This window comes from Yinghuangia soli (assembly GCF_021502675.1).
GTDB lineage: Bacteria > Actinomycetota > Actinomycetes > Streptomycetales > Streptomycetaceae > Yinghuangia > Yinghuangia soli.
The window spans coordinates 133,915-153,178 of record NZ_JAKFHA010000019.1 but is presented as its reverse complement, the minus strand read 5'-3'; the positions used below and the strand labels follow the sequence as shown (position 1 = coordinate 153,178).

Here is a 19,264-nt window from a genome sequence, read left to right as displayed (position 1 = left end):
CTCGACCAAGGCCCACAACTCGTCCGAGACGACCCACGGACGCAACTCCCCTTTGCGCACGAACCGTTCAACGACCCAAGCCGCCGAACGTCACACTGCCAAAGATCGTTCTGTTAGGACCACTAAGACAGGCCCCGTCCGCGCCCACCCCCCCCGGAGGCGCGGACGGGGTACGTCGATTCGTTCGGCGGGATGTCGACTACGAACGTGCCTGGTGGCTCGTCCCCGCGTCTGCGGTGGTGCTTCGCGGCTGACCGAATACGCGCGAATATTCTGCTAGTTCCCCTTGGACCACTGGTGGGTCGTCACGTAGTTCAGCGGGGCAGAGAAAGCCGTGTGGGCGAGGGAGGCCTCCAGGCGCTCCCAGCCCGCGAGGGTGAAGTGGCCCAGCAGCCAGAACACCAGGAAGCGGTCGTCGCACTGCCAGATCGGGCGGGGGCCGCGAAGGGTGGCGAACGTATGGGCCTGGGGAGCCTCGCCGCGGGCCATCCGCGCAGCGTCCTCGGGGCAGCACAGCACCGGCCGCGGGAGCAGGTCCGGGGACGGCTGCCACAGTGCGCTGACGGTCGCCGGACCGTGGTGCGGGTCGAACAGGCACGGTGCGGTGTACCGGCCCGAGGCGTCCGGGCCGAAGCCCTGGCCCGGTCCGGCGGGCAGGCATGCGGAGGCCTGGGCGAGCTGCGCGGTGAACCAGCCGACCGGAGTGGGGTCCAGGAAGAGATCGGTCGGATCGCCGGCCCGCAATCCGTCGCGGATGCGTGCGGCGTCCGCGGTACGGGCCACCGCGGCGGCCGGCGAGCCCGCCCTCGCCACGCGCTCCTCGACGGCGGCCAACTCGGCGTCGAAGCCGTCGAATATGCGGAGCAGCACGCCACGGGTCTGCGCTGCTTCTCGGTCATGCGAGGGCACGGCACGGTCTCCTTCGGGGGGCAGGCACGGCAAGCGGGCGAAAGCCCGAAGTGATCATGCCGTGCGCCCGTGCCTCGCGGGGTGACTTTGCCGTGGTCAGTGCGTCCTGCTGCGGTGCCGCGGACCGGGCCGTCCGGTGCGCTTGCGGTAGCGGCGCGAAGGTCGGCCGGTGGATCCGCGGCGGCAAGCCTGCTTCGTCTTGCCGGACACCGTCAGGGCGGTGGCGGCTCGTTCCGGCGTGTGAGGTGGGACTCCGCGGTCGGCCGCAGCACGCAGGTTCACGTCACCGGGGCTGCGGCAGGGCCTCCTGACGCGGTCAGAAATCTCGGCGTGAGCCGGCCTCGGTCGCGGAAGGCGTTCACGACCGCGGCCCGGATGCCGGGGAGCAGCGATCCCGGGACGAACGCCGCGACTGCCGAGCCTCCGCCGCCTGCCAGTCGGGCGCCCACCGCGCCGGCCAACTTCACGGCGTCGACCGTGGCATCGGCTTCGGCCCAGCCGGTGCCGTACCCGGGTACCCGGGAGAGGTGGGAGGCGGTCAGCAGGCTTAGGCCGCGGGGGAGTTCGCGATCCCGTAGGAACGCTTCCATGCGTTGGGCGCGTTCCGTCTCGTCGCGGGCACCGCGCAGGGATTCCACGACGGAGGCCATCGGGGTGTGGGGTACGCCCTTGTCGCGGGGGATCACCAGCATCACGCGCAGGCCTGCGGCGTTCAGTTCGAGGGGGACCTCGCCCGTGGGGCCGGCCGGGCCGACCAGGAGGGCACGCTCGTCGCCGCCGTACAGCACCGCGCTGCGCAAGGCGTCCGCGTCGGCGGTGTCGGACGGGGGCGGCACCACGTTCCGCAGCAGGGCGTCGAGTGCGGCGACCGCGAGTTGCGGGCCGTGGAACGCCGTCCACGCCAGCGCGGTGGCGCAGGACAGCGGTGCCGACGGGGCCAGACCGGCAGCCTCGGGCAGGTCGGCGTGCAGGACGATGTCGATGCCCGCTTGCGGTCCGGCGACGCGCCCGAGGGCGTGTGCGGTGTCGACGATGGGCGCTGCCCAGGACGGTACTTCGTGGCCCGTCTCGTGGATCGCGATCTCGACCGCGTCGCCCGGCCGGTTCAGTGAGCCGACGCGCAGCAGCCCGTCGGTGCGCGGGGCGGCGGCGATCACCGCCTGCCAGCCGACCGCGGTGACGATCCCGTTGCGGCCGGGCACCCCCGACAAGCGCAGCGCGTACGGCGCGGCCCAGACGCCCGCAGGGGCGTACCCGAACGCCTGCGCGAAGGTGTACGGCACCACTCTCAAGACCGGTGCTGCGTCGCGCTGGTCCATCAAGGACATCAGGGACGTTCCTCTCGTGGGGAGGGATGGGTGGGTCGACAGATGGAGTCGGACCGGGTGAAGGCCGATACGGACTCGCCTGGAAGGGCTTGCTCTTGCTCGCGCAGACCTGGCACGTGCCGGTGGGGCGGCCGAGCTTGTCCCGGGTCCATGCCGGCTCGGTTCGTTTCGGTCGGGCCGGGCCCGGCTGGAGCCCATGCCGACTCGGGTCGCGCCGCTGCAGCCCGGCTCAGCCCGGGTCCTTGCGGGCCAACAAGCGGTACGCGTCACTGCCGCCCGCCCGGCCGAAGCGGCCCGCGACCTTCCCGCCGACCGCATCCAGCACCGCGGCGGCGATGTACGCCGGGATCAGCAGCACGATGACGCCCACCCGCCGGGTCCGTCCGAGCACCCCGGCCGGTCGCGGCCGCCACGGGGCCTGCGGGTCCGGGGCCAGGCCGGTGGCCACATGGGTGAGCGCGGCGGTGAGCAGCCCGCCCTGGTGGGACGGGCCGCGTTCGACCTCGACCACCGTGAACCCGCGTGCCGCCAGCGCGTCGCTCAGGTTTCCGACCGGGATGAAGTGCTGGTGCTGAGGCTGGAACCACGGGTGCCAGTGCCGGCCCAGCAGCCTGGCGTACCAGCACTCCGGGTCGGGGATCTCGACCAGCAGGTGCCCGCCCGGCTGCACGACCTTCGCGGCCGCGTCGAGTTCCGCGAACGGGTCGCGGGCGTGCTCCAGGTAGTGGTTCATGCTCACCACGTCGTACGCCCCGGCCAAGGTGTCCGCGTGGTCCGGGAATTGCCCCACGTACGCATGGTCGACCCAGCCGCGCCGGGCCGCCTCTTCGACGCCCGCCCCCAGGTCCAGGCCGTCGAAGACGGTGTCGGGCAGGGCCGACTTCCCGATCAGGCACATGTGCGCGTGCCCAGTGCCCACGTCGAGCCAACGCCCGGGCGACGCATGCCGCTTCACCAGCGTGGTACGCCCGTTGTACTGGCGCCGCATGGTGGCGAACATCGCCTCCGCGCCCCGCGCGCCGTACCCGTCGTAGAAGTCCCGGTAGTAGTAATCGAGTCCGGCAAGCGACAGCCGCGGGTTCTGGAAGATGTGCCCGCACGTGCGGCACTGCTCCAGGGAGAACCGGCCCGGCTTCGCCTGCAGGCGGTCCCTGAGGCGCACCCGTACGCGCAGATCCCCGGACCCGCACCAGGGGCAGTCGTCGCGGCGCTCCTCGAAGAAGTGCTCGATCCCGCCCGCCACCGCCTCGGCGTACCCCGCGCGCTTCACGGCCAATTCGGCCTTGTCCATCGCGGGCGGCGCGGCCGGACCGGAGACCGCCCGCACCCAACGCCACACCGCCAGGAACGGCCGTAGCAGCGTCGAGAAATGCGCCCCGCGCGGCCGGACTGCAGTCTGCCCGGTGAGGACGGCGTACGGCTGCAGCCACCACGTTGCCAAGGCCAGCAGGCCCCAGAACGGCGTCGTGTACGTCGCGCCCGCAAACGCGCCCGCCTCGCCGACGTACCCGGCCAGCACCGCGGCCGGCGGAGCGCCCAGCGCCCGCATCCGGGCCTTCACCATGCGCGGGTCGGGCGCGATCGCCGCGAGTCCGGGGGCCACCGCGTGGCCCGTCCCGCGCGCTGCGTACCGCTTCAACTTCGCTGTCATGGCGATCAGTTCGACGGTCGAGAGGCCTTCAAGGCGGTCGACCTCGGCCCGCGCCAAGACGCTCTCGTGCACCAGCAGCGCATGCCCCGCCCCGCGCCCCGCCGCGACCGGATCCGTGCGGAAGGCCACCGGATCCACATCGTGCAGCAGGTCCATGAGCGGCTCGACCGGCATATCTCCCGGCACCAGGTCGAGGACGAGCAGTCCCTCGCGCCGCGCGTACGCAGCCGCGGCGCCGACGAGTTCCGCCTCCAACCGCACCCCGACGGCGGTCACGGCACGGAATTCCGAGGAATCACCGTCGGCCGGCGCAGCGGAAACGGAGAGCACAGGCAGCCGACGCAGCCGCCCCCGCGACTTCAAGCTGCCGAAGAACAGCACCAGCAGCACGATCAGCGCCAGCCACGGGAAGGGCGTGAAACCAAAGCTCATGACGCCTCCAGCCATTCCAGCGCGTTCGCCGCCGCAGTCGCGCCGCCGGCCGCCGCGAACGAATCGCGCACCCGCAACGCCCCCGCGCGGTAATCCGGCTGATCCAGGACCGCGGTGATGGCGTCCCGGATCTCCGGCACGCTGGCCCGCCCGAACCGCACCCGTACGCCCGCCCCGACCGCCACCACCTGCTGGGCCACCAGCGGCTGGTCGTCCCGGATCGGCGCGACCACCAGCGGCAGCCCGAACGCCAGCGCCTCGCACACGGTGTTGTGCCCGCCGTGTGTGACCACCGCGTCCAGGTGCGGCAGCAGGTCGAGTTGCGGCACGAACTCACGTGCCAGCACATGCTCGTCGCCGGACCCGACCAGGTGTTCCGGGGCCGCCAGGACCACCTGCACGCGGTCCGCCAGCTCCCGGGTCGCCGCCACCACCGCCGGGTAGAACCGCGTCCCGGCCTCTCTGTTGAGGGTGCCCAGAGAGACCAGGACGCGGCGGCGGTCGGCGGCGAGCCGCTCCCAGGGGAAGTGGACGGGAGCGGGCCGCGCGCCGAACGCCGGACCCACGTACCGGTGGTGCGCCGGCGGTTCGGACTCCGTGCCGGCCAGGACCGGCGTGGAGAAGATCAGCACCAAGTGCCGGGAGAAGCGCGGGTCCCAGCCGTCGTCGAGACCGGCGTCGGCAGCCACCGCGCAGATCCGGTCGCGCACCCACGCATGCACCTTCGGGAAGCCCTCGAAGGGACGGCTGAACTCCACCGACGTGGTCGCCGACGTGGCCCAGGGCAGCCCGTGCAGCTCCGCCCCGATCGCGCCCGCGAACGCCTGCTGGTCGCTCAGCACCACATGCGGGCGCACCGCCTGGATCGCGTCGTCCACGCCCACCCGCATCGAGTACGCGAGCGGCACCAGGACGTCCTCCACCAGGAAGCGCAGCGCGGCCACCCCGCGCAGCCCCTGCCACCGGGCGTGCAGCGCACCGAACCCGCCGTCCGGCGCCTCCGCGGTCGGATGCAGGACGGCGTCCGGCGGCAGCAGCCGGCGTACCTCGGGCGGGCCGCACCAGGCCACCGTGTGGCCCCGCGCGGTCAGTTCGGCGGCCACCGCGACCGCGGGGTTCACGTGCCCCGCGAACGGCGGCACGACGAACAGGCATCTCACGGGGCGCCCTCGCCGCCGGACGCGGGCAGCCGGTAGCCCCCCGCACTGCCGGTGAACTGCGGCGCCGCGGGGGAGTGCGTCTCCAGCCACCGCAGCACCGACGCCAGCAGCTCCTTGGGCGCGTCGCGCAGCAGCGCGTGCGCCGCCCCCGGGAAGATCTCCAGGGTGCAGTCCGGCAGTTGCCCGGCCAGCATCGGCCCCGAGTCGACCAGGTCGGACGCCCCGCCGTACAGCGCGAGCGTCGGGCACTTCACCTGCGCCAGCTCGCCCGGGGTGAGCAGCCGTACGGTCGAGATGTCCTCGATGAGCGTCGTCTGGTTGAGCAGCGTGTCCGCGCCCGCCCGCATGCGGGCCGCCTTGCGCGCGCCGCGCGACCCCAGGTCGCCGCCCAGCGGGTTGCACTCCAGGCCGATCGCGATCAGGTTCAAGGTGTTGGCGACGTCCTCCACCCAGCCGCCCGGGTACCCGCCGGCCGCGGGCCGCAGCCCGCTGTGCGCCGGGTCCAGGCACTGCCCTTCCACCAGGATCAGGCTGGCCACCGACTCCGGGTGCAGGTACGCCGCATGCAGCGCGATCAGGCCGCCGTAGCTGTTGCCCAGCAGGTGCACCGGCCCGGTGACCCCGCAGGCTTTGAGCACCGCGGCCAGGTCGTCGACCGCGGTGTCCACGTCGTACCCGGTCGGCGCGCCGTCCGACATGCCGTGCCCGCGCTGGTCGTACAGCAGGACGTCGAAGCCGGCGCGCGCGATCGGCGGGGCGAGCGTGTAGTAGAGGCTGGACAGGTTGTCGAGGACCAGCCCGTGCAGCAGCACCACGGTCGGCCGGTCGGTCGACGCGCGGCCGCCGCGCAGGTGCTGGACGTGGAAGCGCAGGCCGTTCGCCTGGACGTCGGCCATCTCAGACCTCCCCGCCCGGTTCGCCGGCCGGCTGCGCGGCGATGTAGTCGACGAGCGTGCCCACCGTCATGGTGAGGATCTCGTCCATCTCCATCTCGGAGAGGAACGCCATGAAGTCCACCCGCGCGCCGTAGCGCGCCTCCAACTTCTCGGCCAGCGCCACGAACTCGATGCTCTCCACAGCCAGGTCCTCGTTGAACGACGAGTCCCGGTCGATCTCGGTGGCGATGAGGATCTCGTCCCCGACGACCTCGACGAGCAGGCCGACCACCTCGGTGAGCACGGCGTCGGCGGCGTACGCCGCGGTCGGGGGTACTGCGGTCTCGGCGGTCACGGCGACTCCAGGGGGCTCGGGGGGACGGTGACAGAGGAGGGGATCGTCAGGTGGCCGCCCGCGGCCGGCGGGGCGGACGGGGACGAGGCCGGGGAGGAGGACGTCCAGGCGACGACGTAGCGGTCCGCGCCGTCGGCGACGGTCCTGGTCCGCACCTCGCGGTCCGGGCCGCCGGGCACCGCGACGACCAGGCCGTCCTCGTCGGCGCGCACGACCCGGCGCTGCGCCGGCCGGCCGGCCAGCCCGGTGCCGTCCGCCTTGCCGGCGGCTTCCTTGGCGCACCAGAACCGGACCAGCCATTCCTGCCGGGCGTCCGGGTCCCCGGCGGCCAGCCGGTCCAGGAGGCTGCGCTCGTCCGGGGCCAGCGCCACCTGCTCCAGGGACTCCGGATGCCCGGTCAGCGCCTCGATGTCGATGCCGACCGGCACCCGGTCCGCGAACGCCACCGCGAGGCGGTGCTTGTGCGCGAGCGACACGTGCAGTTTGTCCCGGCGGACCGGGAACTCCTCGCCGGGGAAAACGCGTTCCGCGAGCGGACGCCCGTTCTCGTCGTTGGCCACGCGCACCTCCGCCGGATAGATCGGCCCTTCGCCGCGGGCCCAGAGCGCGCGCCGCACCGCGTCCTTGACCGCGATGCGGCCCAGCAGCCACCCCGACCGGGTACGCGGCGGCCGGGTCGCGAACTCGGCCCGCTCGGCGGCACCCAGATAGCGGCGCATCACCAGCTCCTGCGAAGCGGCGTCCGGCCAGCGGGTGCGCACGAGCACCCAGCCCTCCGGCTGCGGCTCGCCCACACCGGTGGTGTGCGGGGTGAACTTCATCGGCCACACGCGCTCGTCCGCCGCGAAGCGCCGGTACGTCCAGCCGAGGAGCCGGGCCCGGACCATCCCGTCCCGGGCATCGCACAGCTCGACGTCGCCGCGCACGGTCGTGGCCGTCACGTGCCGGATCCGGGCGGTGGCCAGCAGCCGGTCGCCGTTGCGCGGTGGCGGCCCGTACAAGCGCACTCGGTCGACCGACACCGGGAACACCAGCCGGTCCGTGGGCAGCCGCAACTGCATCCAGTGGCCGAAGAGTTGGCCCGCGGCATCGAGCAGCGCGCCGGGCGCCGGCAGCGTGCGCAGCACACCGCGGATCCCGTCGTCGCCGACCGCGGTCACCTCGTCGACCCCCGCGAACCCCGGGCCGTGGAACATCCAGCGGTCCGCGTACAGCGCCGCGGCCCGCACCGGGGCCGGCACCTCGCCGGTCAGCGGGGTCCGGTCCGGTTTCGGCGGTGCTTCGGCGGCCTCGGCGAGGCGGACCACCGTGGACGTGAACCCGGCGATCTCCACCCGCACCCGGTCCGCGTCCAGCCGCGTCGCGGTCATCTCGGCATCGGTCGCGGGTGCGACCGGCAGCCAGCGCAGCGCGCGGACCTCGTCGTACCCGGACACCACGCGCCCGGGCACCAGCGCACGGGCTGCCTCGCCGGTCAGATCGAGCAGCGTGGTCATCGGGACCACCGGGAACCGGTCGGAGTCGTCCGCCCAGTCGTCATGCTGCTCGTAGATGCAGTGGTCGGCTACGTAGGGGAGATTGCGGAGCGAGAACTCGCGGCGCTGCGACAAGCGCAGCGGCGGCTCCTCTGCGGCGGCCGGCTGCGGCGACGCCGCACCCGCCCCGGCGGCTGCCCCCGGCAAAGGCAAAGCCAAAGGCGCGGGCGCGGGTACGGCTGCGGCTCCCGGGCCGGCGAGCTGCCACGCGTCCATCGTCCGCGCCGCCGCATCGCCGGCCTCGTCCAGGATCGCCGCGAACGCCGCGAGCACCGGGCTCGGTGTTGGGAATCCGCGCAGGTCCGGCACGGACCGCAGCACCGGCGCGGAGGCCGGGGGAGCGGCCGGAACCGCGTCGGCGTCCAGGCGCACGATCGGCGACCCGAGGTCGAGCCGCACCGCCGGACCGGTACGCCGGACCGGAGCCTTGCCGCCGCCGCCCGGAGCGGAACTGCCGCTGCCACCAACGGCACTGCCCCTACCGGTCTGCACCTCGGCAGGCCCGTCCGAGCCGTCCCGCTGCGAAGCCGCCGCCAGTCCTTCGGCCCACAACGCCGCCTGGACCCGCACCAGCCCCGCGAGGCCCGGCTGCCGCGCCCCGTGCGCGGCCACCGTCAGGACGTCCGCGCCGCGCAGCGCATCGTCCACGAACCCGCCCAGGCTGCCCGCGCCCACCTGCACGAAGGCGCGGACCCCGGACTCGTACAAGCGCTCCGCCAGCGCCCCGAAGCGCACCGGCTCCAGCAGGTGCCGGATGGTCAGGTCGCGCACCTCCGCGGCACCGCCCGGGTACGGGGCGACACTGGTCGCCGACCACACCGGCACCTCCGCCGCACGCAGCGGCAGCCGCCCGAACGCGTCCCTGACCTGGTCCAGGTACGGCTCCCACATCGGCGTGTGGAACCCGGACCGGAACGGGAGCTCCTGCCCCAGCACGCCGTCCGTGCGCAGTACCTCCAGCACGCGGCGCACCGCGTCCGCGGGACCGCACACCACGCACTGATGCGGGCAGTTCTCGTGCGAGACGACGACTCCGCCCACCGCTTGGCAGGCCGCGGCGGCCCGGGGCGCACCGCAGGCGACCGCGGCATACACCAGGTCGGGCACCGCGAGCGAACCCGGCCGCAGCGAGTCGAGGAAGACGTCGACCGCGCTGGTCGGGTACATGCCCGCGACCACCATTGCGGTCCACTCGCCCAGGCTGTGCCCGGCCAGGACGTCGGCACGGACGCCGAGCCGGTCGAGCGCGGCGGCCAGCAGGCGTCCGCTGCCCAGCGCTTCCAGGGCCCGTCCGACGATGTCGTTGGTGTCCTGCGCGGGCAGCCGGGCCATCCCGAACGCGTCCGCGACGTCGTGCAGCGGCGGCTGCGTCTCCGGCTCCAGGCCCGGGAAGAGGAACGCGACCCGCCCGGGAACCGCGGCATGCGGCCCGAGCAGCGGACGCGGCGTGAACCACAAGTCGCTGCGCCCGCGCCACGGTTCGCCGCGGGCCACGACCCGCGCGGCAAGTTCCAGGCGCCGCGGGGTCGGGTCGACCAGCGCGAGCCGGCACGGCCCGTCGGCCCGGCCGAGACCGGCCGCCGCGCGGACCCGGGCCGCCGGATCGCCCTCGGCAAGCCGCGGGTCGGCCAGCAGCGCCGCCATCTCGGCAGCGTCGGCCGCGGTGAGCATGAGGAGATCGGGCGACCGGACGTCGGACAGGTCGGGGACCGGCGGTTCGGACGTCGCGGTACGCGCAGGTCCGACGGCGTCGGGCGACGTATCACCCGCGGCGGCCGCCGCCGGTTCCGCCGCCAGGCCGATCCGCAGGCGGTCCACCGGCAGCGGCACCACCCTGGCCCCGACCGGCGGTTCCTCGACGATGACGTGCGTGTTCACGCCGCCGAAGCCGAAGGCGTTCACCGCCGCGCGGCGGACCTCGCCCGGCCCGGCCTCCCACGGCTCGGACTCGCCGATCAGCCGCATCCGGGTACGCGCCAGCCCCGGGTGCGGATCGTCCACGTTGAGGGTCGGCGGCAGCGTGGCGTGGTGCACCGCGTACACCGCCTTGAGCAGCCCGGCCATGCCGCTGGCCTGCATCGCGTGCCCGATCATCGACTTGACCGAACCGAGCACCACATCCGGTCCACCGCCGCCACCCGGCCCGAAGACCCTTGCCAACGTGTCGAGTTCGACCTCGTCGCCGAGCGGCGTCCCGGTCCCGTGCGCCTCCAGCAGCCCGAGCGCCCCGGCCGGGCGCGGGTCCAGGCCCGCGGCCTGCCAGGCCCGGTCGAGTGCCCGCTGCTGACCGTCCGCGAGCGGACTCATCAGGCTCGCCGCCCGGCCGTCGCTGGCCACCCCGACCCCGCGCACCACCGCGTACACCCGGTCCCCGTCGCGCAGCGCGTCCGCCCAGCGCTTCAGGACCACCGCGCCGGTGCCCTCGGAGATCAGCGTGCCGTCCGCGGCCCGGTCGAACGGCCGGATCCGCATCGCCGGGCTGAGCGCCCGCAACTGCGTGAACACGCTCCACAACGTCGCGATATGGCAGTGGTGCACGGCCCCCGCGATCACCGCATCGCAGCGCCCGGAAGCCAGTTCGGCCACCGCGTGGTCGATCGCGAGCAGCGACGTCGCACAGGCCGCGTCCACGGTGTACGCCGGCCCGCCCAGGTCCAACCGGTTCGCGATGCGCGACGCGGTGAAGCTGGGCACCAGGCCGATCGACGCGTCCGGCCGCTCCGGGCCCAGCGCCGACTGGAACGCCTCGCGGATCGCGCCGAGCCTGGCCTCGTCGAACTCCGGCGCCACCTGCCGCAGAACCGACACCAACTGATGTGCGGTACGGACGCGTTGGTCCAGCCGTGCGGTGGCCACGCCCATGTAGCCGCCGCGCCCGAACACCACCCCGATACGGCTGCGGTCCGGCAGCCGGTCCTCGCCGCCCGCGTCCGCGATCGCCTCCGCGGTGGTGCGCAGCGCGAGCAACTGGTCCGGCTCGGCGCCGTCCACCGCGGCCGGCATGATGCCGAACCGGGTCGGGTCGAACGTCGCGTACTCGTCGACGAACCCGCCCTTGCGGCAGTAGAACCGGTCGGCGTGCACCGGGCCGGTCGCCGCCTCCGGTGCGAAGTAGACGTCAGGGTCCCAGCGGTTCGGCGGGACGTCCGTGATGGCGTCCACGCCCTTCTCGATGTTGGTCCAGAACGCGGGCGCGTCGGGTGCGGACGGGAACACCGCGCCGATGCCGACGATCGCCGCATCGGTGGGCCGCGGGCCCTGGTCGCCGCCGCCGCGGCCGCTGCCGCGGGTTCCGGTCATCGCCCGGCCTCCGGAGCCGGCGCAGCGTCGCCCGCGTCGGCGGCCGCGGCGGTCCGCGGCGGGCACAGGTACACGGCCTGCGCGCCGGTGCCCGAGCCGAGCTCGGCCAGCATCGCCGCCACGCCCGCGTCCGGGGCGATCAGCGGCATGCCCAGCCGCTCGTAGTGGCGCTCCAGTTCCGCGGTCACCATCCCGCCGCCGGCCGCCGCCCAAGGACCCCAGTCCAGTCCGAGCACGCGGTCCGCGGGCGACTCCGCACCGGGCGCGTGCCGCCACAGGTGGGCCAGCGTGTCGAGGGCGTCGTTGGCGGCCGCGTAGTCGGCCTGGCCGCGGTTCCCGAACACGCCCGCGACGCTGCCGAACAGCACCATGAACCCGGGCCGCGCCGGCACCGGACGCCCCAGCACCGCATCGGCAAGCGCCTGCGCACCCACCACCTTGGTGGTGAAGACCTGCGCGAACGACTCCTCGGACTTGTCCTTCAGCAGCCGGTCGTCCAGCATCCCGGCGCCGTGCACGATGCCGTCCAGCCGCCCGTGCCGGGCGTACACATCGGCCACCACGTCCCGCACGGCCGCCGCATCGCGCACATCGGCGGCGTGGATCCGCACCGACGCGGCATGCCGGCCCAGGGCGTCGAGCGTGGCGCGGACCTCGCGCCGGGCCAGCACTTGCGCGATCTCGGCCTCGATGGCGGCCGGCTTGCGCAGCCCGGCCGCGATGAGCGCAGCCCGCAGCGCGGCCTTGTCCGTCACCGCGGCGATCGCCGGGTCCTCGGGCCCGGTGTCCGCGGTACGCCCGACCAGTTCGATGTGGCAGCCGTACGCCGCGGCCAGCCCGACCGCGATCCGCGCGGTGATCCCGCGCGCCCCGCCGGTCAGCAGCACCACCGAGTCGCGGCCCAGACCGGGCACCGGCGCCGCGGCGGGCATCTCGGTCACCCGCACGTCCAGCGCCCGGCGCACCAGGGGAGCACCGGGTGCCGCGGGCACGGCGGAACCCAGCCCGACGACCACCGGGGAGCCGTCGCCCGGCACCTCGGCCAGCATGCCGAGCAGCTGCGCGGCGATCGCGCCCGGCTCCTCCTTGGGGTCGACGTCCACGACCCGCACGACGGTGTCCGGGTACTCGTGCGCCGCGGTCCGGCCGAAGCCGGCCAGGCCGATCCCGGCGTACGCGCCCTCCGCGGTCTGCCCGGGGTCGCGGCCGAACGCGCCGCCGCAGCCGGTGGCCAGGACCAGATGCCGGGCACCGCCCGTCAAGGCATCGCGGATCAGTCCGAAGTCATCCAGCAGAACCGGGAGTTCGTCGGGACGCAGGGCACCGAGGTGCACCAGCGCATCGGCCTGCGCGTCGGGCAGCGCCTGGCCGGGCTCGGCGATGCGCACGGAGGCGCCGTGCCGCTCCAGCAGATCGGCGAGCGCGAGCGCGATGCCGTGCGCGTCGGCGATCAGGACCACCGACTTGGCGTAGACCGCCCGGGCGATCTGCTCGGCGGTGTACGGCGCGACGGTGTATTCGACGAGGTCGACGACGTGCCGCAGCGGCACCCCGTCGGGCTGCGCGGCGGCGCTGCCCGATGCGGTTATCCCGCCGAACACGGCCCGCTCCGCCGCCGCACCGACGCCCGCGCCCACGCCCACGCCCGCGCTCGCGCCCGGGTCGGCCGGTGCCCCCGCGCCCGCGTCCGGCCCGGCACCCGCACCGCGCTCGAACCAGCGGCTCCGGGAGTCCGGTTCGTCCGCGGAAACAGCCCCGGCATCGGCTGCTGCCGCGGACGCAGCCGCCGATCCGGCAACCGCTCCGCGGCCGACTGCGGACGCGTCGTCCGGGTCGGGCGTCGGCGCGGTCTCGTCGGCGCCGCCGGGGCGGGCGAACCAGCCCGACGCCGCCTCGGCCGCCTCCATCACCGCTCCGGATCCGCCGGCTTCGGACGACCCGTCCGCGGCCGGCGCCGACTCCGTTGCTTCGCCGCCGCCCGCCCGGCCCGCGGCGTGCTCCACCAGGCCCTCGACGATCGCACTGATCGTCTTGACCCGGGCCAGCCGCTCCACGAGCGCCTCGTCCAGCATGTCCAGCCGCATGGCGAGTTCGCCGATGATCTCGGTGCGCTTGATCGAGTCGATCGACAGGTCGGCCTCCAGGTCCAGGCCGGTGTCGAGCATGTCGCGCGGGTAGCCGGTGCGCGTGCCGATCACGTCCAGGACGGCATCCAGCGCGCGCTCCGCATCCAGCAACTCCACTACGGCGGCGACCGGTTCGGCCTGCGCCGCGGCCGCCTGCCGATCGGCTGCGGCCGGAGCCGCAGCCGCCGTCTGCGCTGCGGGCGCCGGAGCCTGCTGAGCCGAGTACGCGGCGGCAGGCACCGCCGGTGCCGGCACGTACTGCGGCGCCGGACCCGTCCCCAGGAACCCGAGCAGTACGTCGCGCTGCGCCGCGACCAACTCCCGTGCCCCCGCGAGGTACTGCAGTACCGCGGTCTCGCGCGGGTCCGGTGCGGTCGCCGCCGCCGCGGTCCCGCCTCCGGCGGCCTGCACGACCACCGGAGGCCGGACCGGCTCGGCGGGCCGCAGCCCGCCCGCGACCGGCGTGCCGTCGGCCATCCGGACCAGATGCCCGTCCACCTGCCACGCGGGCAGCTTGGCGGGCTGCGTGTCGGCGCTGCCGAACCGGCCCCGGGTCAGCTCGCCGACCGCCACCGGCACACCGGCGACCGCGAGTTCGGCCAGCGCCGCCAGCAGGCGGCGCAGGCCGGACTCGCCGGGCACGTCGCACGCCACCGCGGTGTGCGGGCGGTCCCCGAGGATCGCCCGGACCATCCCGGTCAGCGCCCGGCCGGGCCCCGCCTCGACGAAGACGCGGGCCCCGGCCGCGTACATCGCCTCGATCTGCTCGACGAACCGCACCGGCTCGGCCACCTGCCGGGCCAGCAGCCCGCGCACCGCTTCCGCATCGCGCGGGTAGGCCGCTGCGGTGCCGTTCGACCAGACCGGGAACTGCGGTGCGTCGACCGGGAGATCGGCCAGCACCCGGGCCAGTTCGCCGGACGCGCCGGCCACCACCGCGCTGTGGAACGCGCACGCCACCGGGAGCCGCCGGGCCTGGATGCCCTCGGCCTCCAGCGCGGCCACCGCGGCCTCCAGCGCCGGGGTCGGCCCGGAGATCACGGTCTGCGCGGGGGTGTTCAGGTTCGCCGCGACCACCCCGCCGCGCGGCCCGGAGCCGTTGCTGCCCGGCATCAGGTTGTTGTTGAGGTTGAGCAGCGTCAGCAGCGGGCCGAGCCGTTCGGCCGGAGCCGCGACCGCGGCCATCGCCCCCGGATCGGTGCCCGCGGCCCCGAGGATGGCCGCCGCGCGGGCGCTGCTCAGCCGCAGCAGCGTCGCACTGTCGTACGCACCGGCCGCCCACAGCGCGGCCAGCTCGCCGTAGCTGTGGCCCGCGGCGAGGTCGGGCCGTACGCCGAGCTTCGCCAGCAGGCGCGTCATGGCCACCTCGGCCACGCCGAGCGCGGGCTGCGCGGTGCGCGTGTCGGTGATGCGGGTGTGCGCGGCCTCGCGGTCCGCGGCGGTGAACGCGGCGGGCGGGAACATCGCCTCGACGGTCGCGGGCAGGGCCTCGCCCAGCACATCGCGCAGCCCGGGGAACGCCACGAACAGGTCGGCGAGCATGCCGGGTCGCTGGCTGCCCTGGCCCGGGTAGAGGAACGCGACCTGCCCGGGCGCCGCCCGGTCCGCGCCGGCCCCGGCCGGGCGCCGGTGGAACACCTCGCCCGCCGGGTCGTCCACGCCGTCCCGGGCCCGGGCCAGCTTGACCCGCAGGTCCTCGAGATCGGCGGCGACCAGGGCGACCTGCACGGGCGCCCCGGCCGCCGCCGCGACCGTCTCCGCCGCCAGGGCGGCGAGCCCGCGCAGGGTGCGCGGGGCACGGTCGTCCAGCAGTGCGGCGAGCTTGTCGAGCGCGCGCACCGCCTCGGTGTGGTCCTCGCCCGCGAAGCAGAACAGCTCCGCAGGCCACTCGGCCAGCGCCGCGCTGCCCAGCACGTCGGCCTCGCATTCCCGGACCGGAGCCGCGTGCCCGGCAAGCACCGCATGGAAGTTGGTGCCGCCGAACCCGAACGCGCTCACTCCCGCGCGGCGCAGCGCCGGGTCCTCCTCGGCCCACGGGCGGGCCTGACCGTCGAAGAAGAACGGGCTGGTCCCCGGGTCCCACGCGGCATTGGGCTCGCGCACGTGCAGGGTCGGCGGGCGTACGCCGTGGTGCAGCGCCAGCGTGGCCTTGATCAGCCCGGCCAGGCCCGCCGCGCACTTGGTGTGCCCGATCTGCGACTTGACCGAGCCCAGCGCGCAGCCCCCGGCCGCCGCGCCGTGCGCGGTGAACACCTCGGTCAGCGTCTCCAGTTCGGCGCGGTCGCCGACCACGGTCCCGGTGCCGTGCGCCTCCACGAGGCCGATCTGCGCGGGCGAGACGCCGGCCCGGGCGTACGCGCGTTCCAGCGCCCGGCGCTGGCCTTCGGGCCGCGGCGCGGTCAGGCCGAGCGAGCGGCCGTCGCTGGACCCGCCGACGCCCTTGACCACCGCGTACACCCGGTCGCCGTCGCGCTCCGCGTCCTCGAGGCGCTTGAGGACCAGGCAGGCGGCACCCTCGCCGAGGGCGATGCCGTCCGCCGCGGAGTCGAAGGTCGCGCACCTCCCCGACGGGGAAAGCGCGTGCACCGAGGAGAACATCAGGAAGTCGTTGATGCCGTTGTGGGTGTCCACACCGCCGCACAGCACCACGTCGCTGCTGCCCTGCACGAGCTCCTTGCAGGCCAGGTCGAGCGCGGCGAGCGAGGCCGCGCAGGCGGCGTCCACGGTGTAATTCACGCCGCCCAGGTCGAGGCGGTTGGCGATGCGCCCGGCGATGACGTTGGCCAGTACGCCGGGGAAGGAGTCCTCGGTGGGCTTGGGAAGCTGCGCGTCCAGGTCGGCGGGCAGGTCGCCGAAGTAGGCCGGGTACAGCGACCGGAAGCCGTACGCCCCGGCCAGGTCGGTGCCCGCCTCGGCGCCGAAGATGACCGAGGTGCGGCCGCGGTCGAACTCGCGGCCGTCGCCGTACCCGGCGTCGTCCAGCGCGCGCGAGGCGACGTGCAGGGCGAGCAACTGCGCGGGCTCGATCGAGGCCAGCGACGCCGGCGGGATGCCGTATGCGGGCGCGTCGAACGGGATCGGCGGGACGAACCCGCCCCACTTGGACGGCGTTTTCCCCAGCGGGTCCTTGACCGCCGCCGGATCGAAGTACTTGTCGTGGTCCCAGCGTTCCCGCGGCACCTCGGTCACCGCGTCCGCGCCGGTCACCACATTGCGCCAGAACGCCTCCAGGTCCGCGGCCCCGGGCAGCACGCACGCCATGCCCACGATCGCCACGTCCAGCGGTTCGGCCTCGGCCACCGGCTCCTCCTCCACGATCCCCAACACCTGGGCGCGCGCCGCCAGATACGCGGTCGCCCCTTCGGTCACCTCGCCGTGCAGCTCGGCCACCGTGGTCGGCGCACCCCGCAGGGCGGCGACCTGGCCGAGCATGAACATCCCTTCGCGGTGCTGCGTCTCCTCGTCGACCTGCACCAGCGCCGCACCGTCGCGCACCACGCCCTTGCTCGCGATGCGCAGCCGGCCCAGGTTCAGCTCCTCCAGCTGCGCCCACATCTCGCGGTGCGGAACGCCGCGCGCCTCCAGGTCCGCTCGGGCCTCGGCGAACGCGGACACGAACGGGGTCCCCGCGCAGCGCGTGGCGTGCCCCGGTGCGGTCTGCAGCAGCTCGGTGGCCCGGCAGTCGACCGCGGCCTGCTGGAAGCCGGGCAGGATCGCCCCGGCCGCCACGGCCTCCTCGGTGAACAGATACGCGGTCCCCATCAAAACCCCGATGCGGGCGCCCAGTTCGGCCAGCGGCGCGGCCGCGGCGGCGGCCATCGCGGCGGAGCGCGCATCGTGGATGCCGCCCGCGAACAGCACGTCGAGGTCGGACGCGCGGCCGGTGCGCCGGGCGTGTGCGAGGAGCAGGTCCACCTGCGCCTCCCACAGCGGGAAGCTGGCGCGCGGGCCGACGTGGCCGCCGCATTCGAGGCCTTCGAACACGAACCGGCGGGCCCCGGCACGCAGGAACTGGTCGAGCAGCCCGGGGGAGGGCACGTGCAGGTAGGTCCGGATGCCGGCCGCCTCCAGGGGCGCGGCCTGGTCCGGGCGGCCGCCCGCGATCAGCGCGTACGGCGGCTTGACCGCGGCGACTTCGGCGAGCTGCTCGTCGCGCAGCTCGGGCGGCGCGAAGCCCAGCAGGCCGACACCCCAGCGGCGGTCGCCGAGGCGCGCGGCGGTCTCCTCGAGGAGCTGCCGGGTCGAGGAGCCGTCCATCAGGGCGAGCGCCAGGAACGGCAGGCCGCCGCCCGCGGCGACCTCGTCGGCGAACGCCGCGCGGTCGCTGACCCGGGTCATCGGGCCCTGCACCACCGGGAGTTCGCGGTCGGTGCCGGGCATCAGCGGCCTATGCCGCACGGCCGCGGCCAGGGACGCGGTGACGGCCGACCGGACGGCCCGAACGGCCCGCCCGGTCGTGCCGTACCGCTCGGCAAAGCGTCGGGCCAGTGCTCCGTCCTGTCCCACGGGGAGCAACTGCCGGTCGAGGCCGCGCGCCCCGAGCACGGACCCGACGCCGCCGATCGCCGCCGCTGCATCCGCAAGCCGATGCAGCGGCAGATCCGGCCGGGAATACACCCGGTGTCCCTCCAGGACGGCGGTTTCCCCGCCGTCCATCGACCGCAATGCCGCGGCCACCGGGTCCGGCAGGCACGGTGCGGATTCCGCCAGCAGGGCGAGCTGGGTGTCCAGCACGATCCCGGCGGCGCCGCCCGCCACGGCCGCCGCGGCGGTGTGCGGGCCGATGCCGCCCCTGGCCCACACCGGAAGCCGCAGTCCGGCATCCGCGACCAGGTGCTGCAGCAGCACGAAGGTGGTCAAGTCGCCGATCCGGCCGCCGGCTTCGTGGCCGACCGCGATCAGGCCGTGCGCGCCGGCCGCGGCCGCCGCCCGGGCCTCCTCGGGCGAGACGACCTCGACGAGGACGCGCCGCCCGGGCCCGGCCGCGGCGACCGGCCACGGCGAACCGTGCGCCAGGACCACGACATCCGCCGCCTCGGGAAGGTCGCCGGGGGCCAGCGGGCAGCCCGGCGGCACGCGCACCCCGAAGGACCGCTCCGGGCGGCGGCTCACCTCGGCCAGTGCGGCCAAAGCCCTTGCCCGGTCCCGGCCGAGGTCGACGACGCCGAGCGCGCCGGCGCGGTGGGCGGCCACCGCAAGCGGTCCGTTCGGCTCCTCGAACGGGCCGACGGCGAGCACGAGATCGCGGCGTGCGGTGGCAGGCGGCATGGGTGCGGCTCCTTCCCGGGCATGCCCGGCAGCCGTGCGCCGGGTCCGCGGAAATGCGGCGCACGGCTACGGATCGCGGCGAGAAAAACGTCGTCCAAACAAGTCGAAACAAACACCTGGCACACTGGATAAAACACGTCACAGCAGGTGGTGCGGAATTCCTGAGTACGGCGCCGGTAAACCGGAATTGCGTTCATCGGTTCGGCTCGATGTATCGTGCGGGCGCCGTCCGGGGCTGTCAAGGGTGCCCGCCCGGGCCGGCCGCGGGACCCCGCCGGTACGGGGGCCGACCCTGCGGTCGTTGGCGGGCCGGCCCTGGTTACCC

8 protein-coding genes are annotated in these 19,264 nt (G+C 74.9%); all 8 read right to left on the bottom strand.

Features of this window, described 5'->3' with window-relative positions; translation table 11 throughout:
* Positions 1-276: 276 nt before the first annotated feature.
* Positions 277-909 (bottom strand): hypothetical protein, encoded by a 633-nt coding sequence (locus LZ495_RS27635; RefSeq protein ID WP_235055626.1) that lies wholly within the window; start codon positions 907-909, stop codon positions 277-279.
* Between the two features lie 278 nt (positions 910-1,187).
* A complete protein-coding gene (locus tag LZ495_RS27630; protein WP_235055625.1) occupies positions 1,188-2,237 on the bottom strand; it encodes a GHMP family kinase ATP-binding protein in 1,050 nt (349 codons plus the stop codon).
* Between the two features lie 229 nt (positions 2,238-2,466).
* Positions 2,467-4,320, bottom strand: coding sequence for a class I SAM-dependent methyltransferase (locus tag LZ495_RS27625; protein ID WP_235055624.1), 1,854 nt, complete (start codon positions 4,318-4,320; stop codon positions 2,467-2,469).
* Positions 4,317-5,480 (bottom strand): glycosyltransferase, encoded by a 1,164-nt coding sequence (locus LZ495_RS27620; RefSeq protein WP_235055623.1) that lies wholly within the window; start codon positions 5,478-5,480, stop codon positions 4,317-4,319. Before LZ495_RS27620 ends, LZ495_RS27625 begins: the two co-directional genes overlap by 4 nt.
* Positions 5,477-6,376 (bottom strand): alpha/beta fold hydrolase, encoded by a 900-nt coding sequence (locus LZ495_RS27615; protein WP_235055622.1) that lies wholly within the window; start codon positions 6,374-6,376, stop codon positions 5,477-5,479. The genes LZ495_RS27620 and LZ495_RS27615 overlap by 4 nt, the downstream gene beginning before the upstream one ends.
* Before the next feature lies 1 nt (position 6,377).
* Entirely contained in the window at positions 6,378-6,710 is a 333-nt protein-coding gene (locus LZ495_RS27610) for a phosphopantetheine-binding protein (RefSeq protein WP_235055621.1), read from the bottom strand.
* On the bottom strand, positions 6,707-11,545 hold the full coding sequence (locus tag LZ495_RS44220; RefSeq protein WP_268823411.1) for a type I polyketide synthase: 4,839 nt from the start codon (positions 11,543-11,545) through the stop codon (positions 6,707-6,709). The genes LZ495_RS27610 and LZ495_RS44220 overlap by 4 nt, the downstream gene beginning before the upstream one ends.
* Positions 11,542-18,939: a type I polyketide synthase gene (locus LZ495_RS27590; RefSeq protein WP_235055620.1), complete on the bottom strand. Its 7,398-nt coding sequence runs from the start codon at positions 18,937-18,939 to the stop codon at positions 11,542-11,544. Before LZ495_RS27590 ends, LZ495_RS44220 begins: the two co-directional genes overlap by 4 nt.
* Between the last annotated feature and the right edge of the window lie 325 nt (positions 18,940-19,264).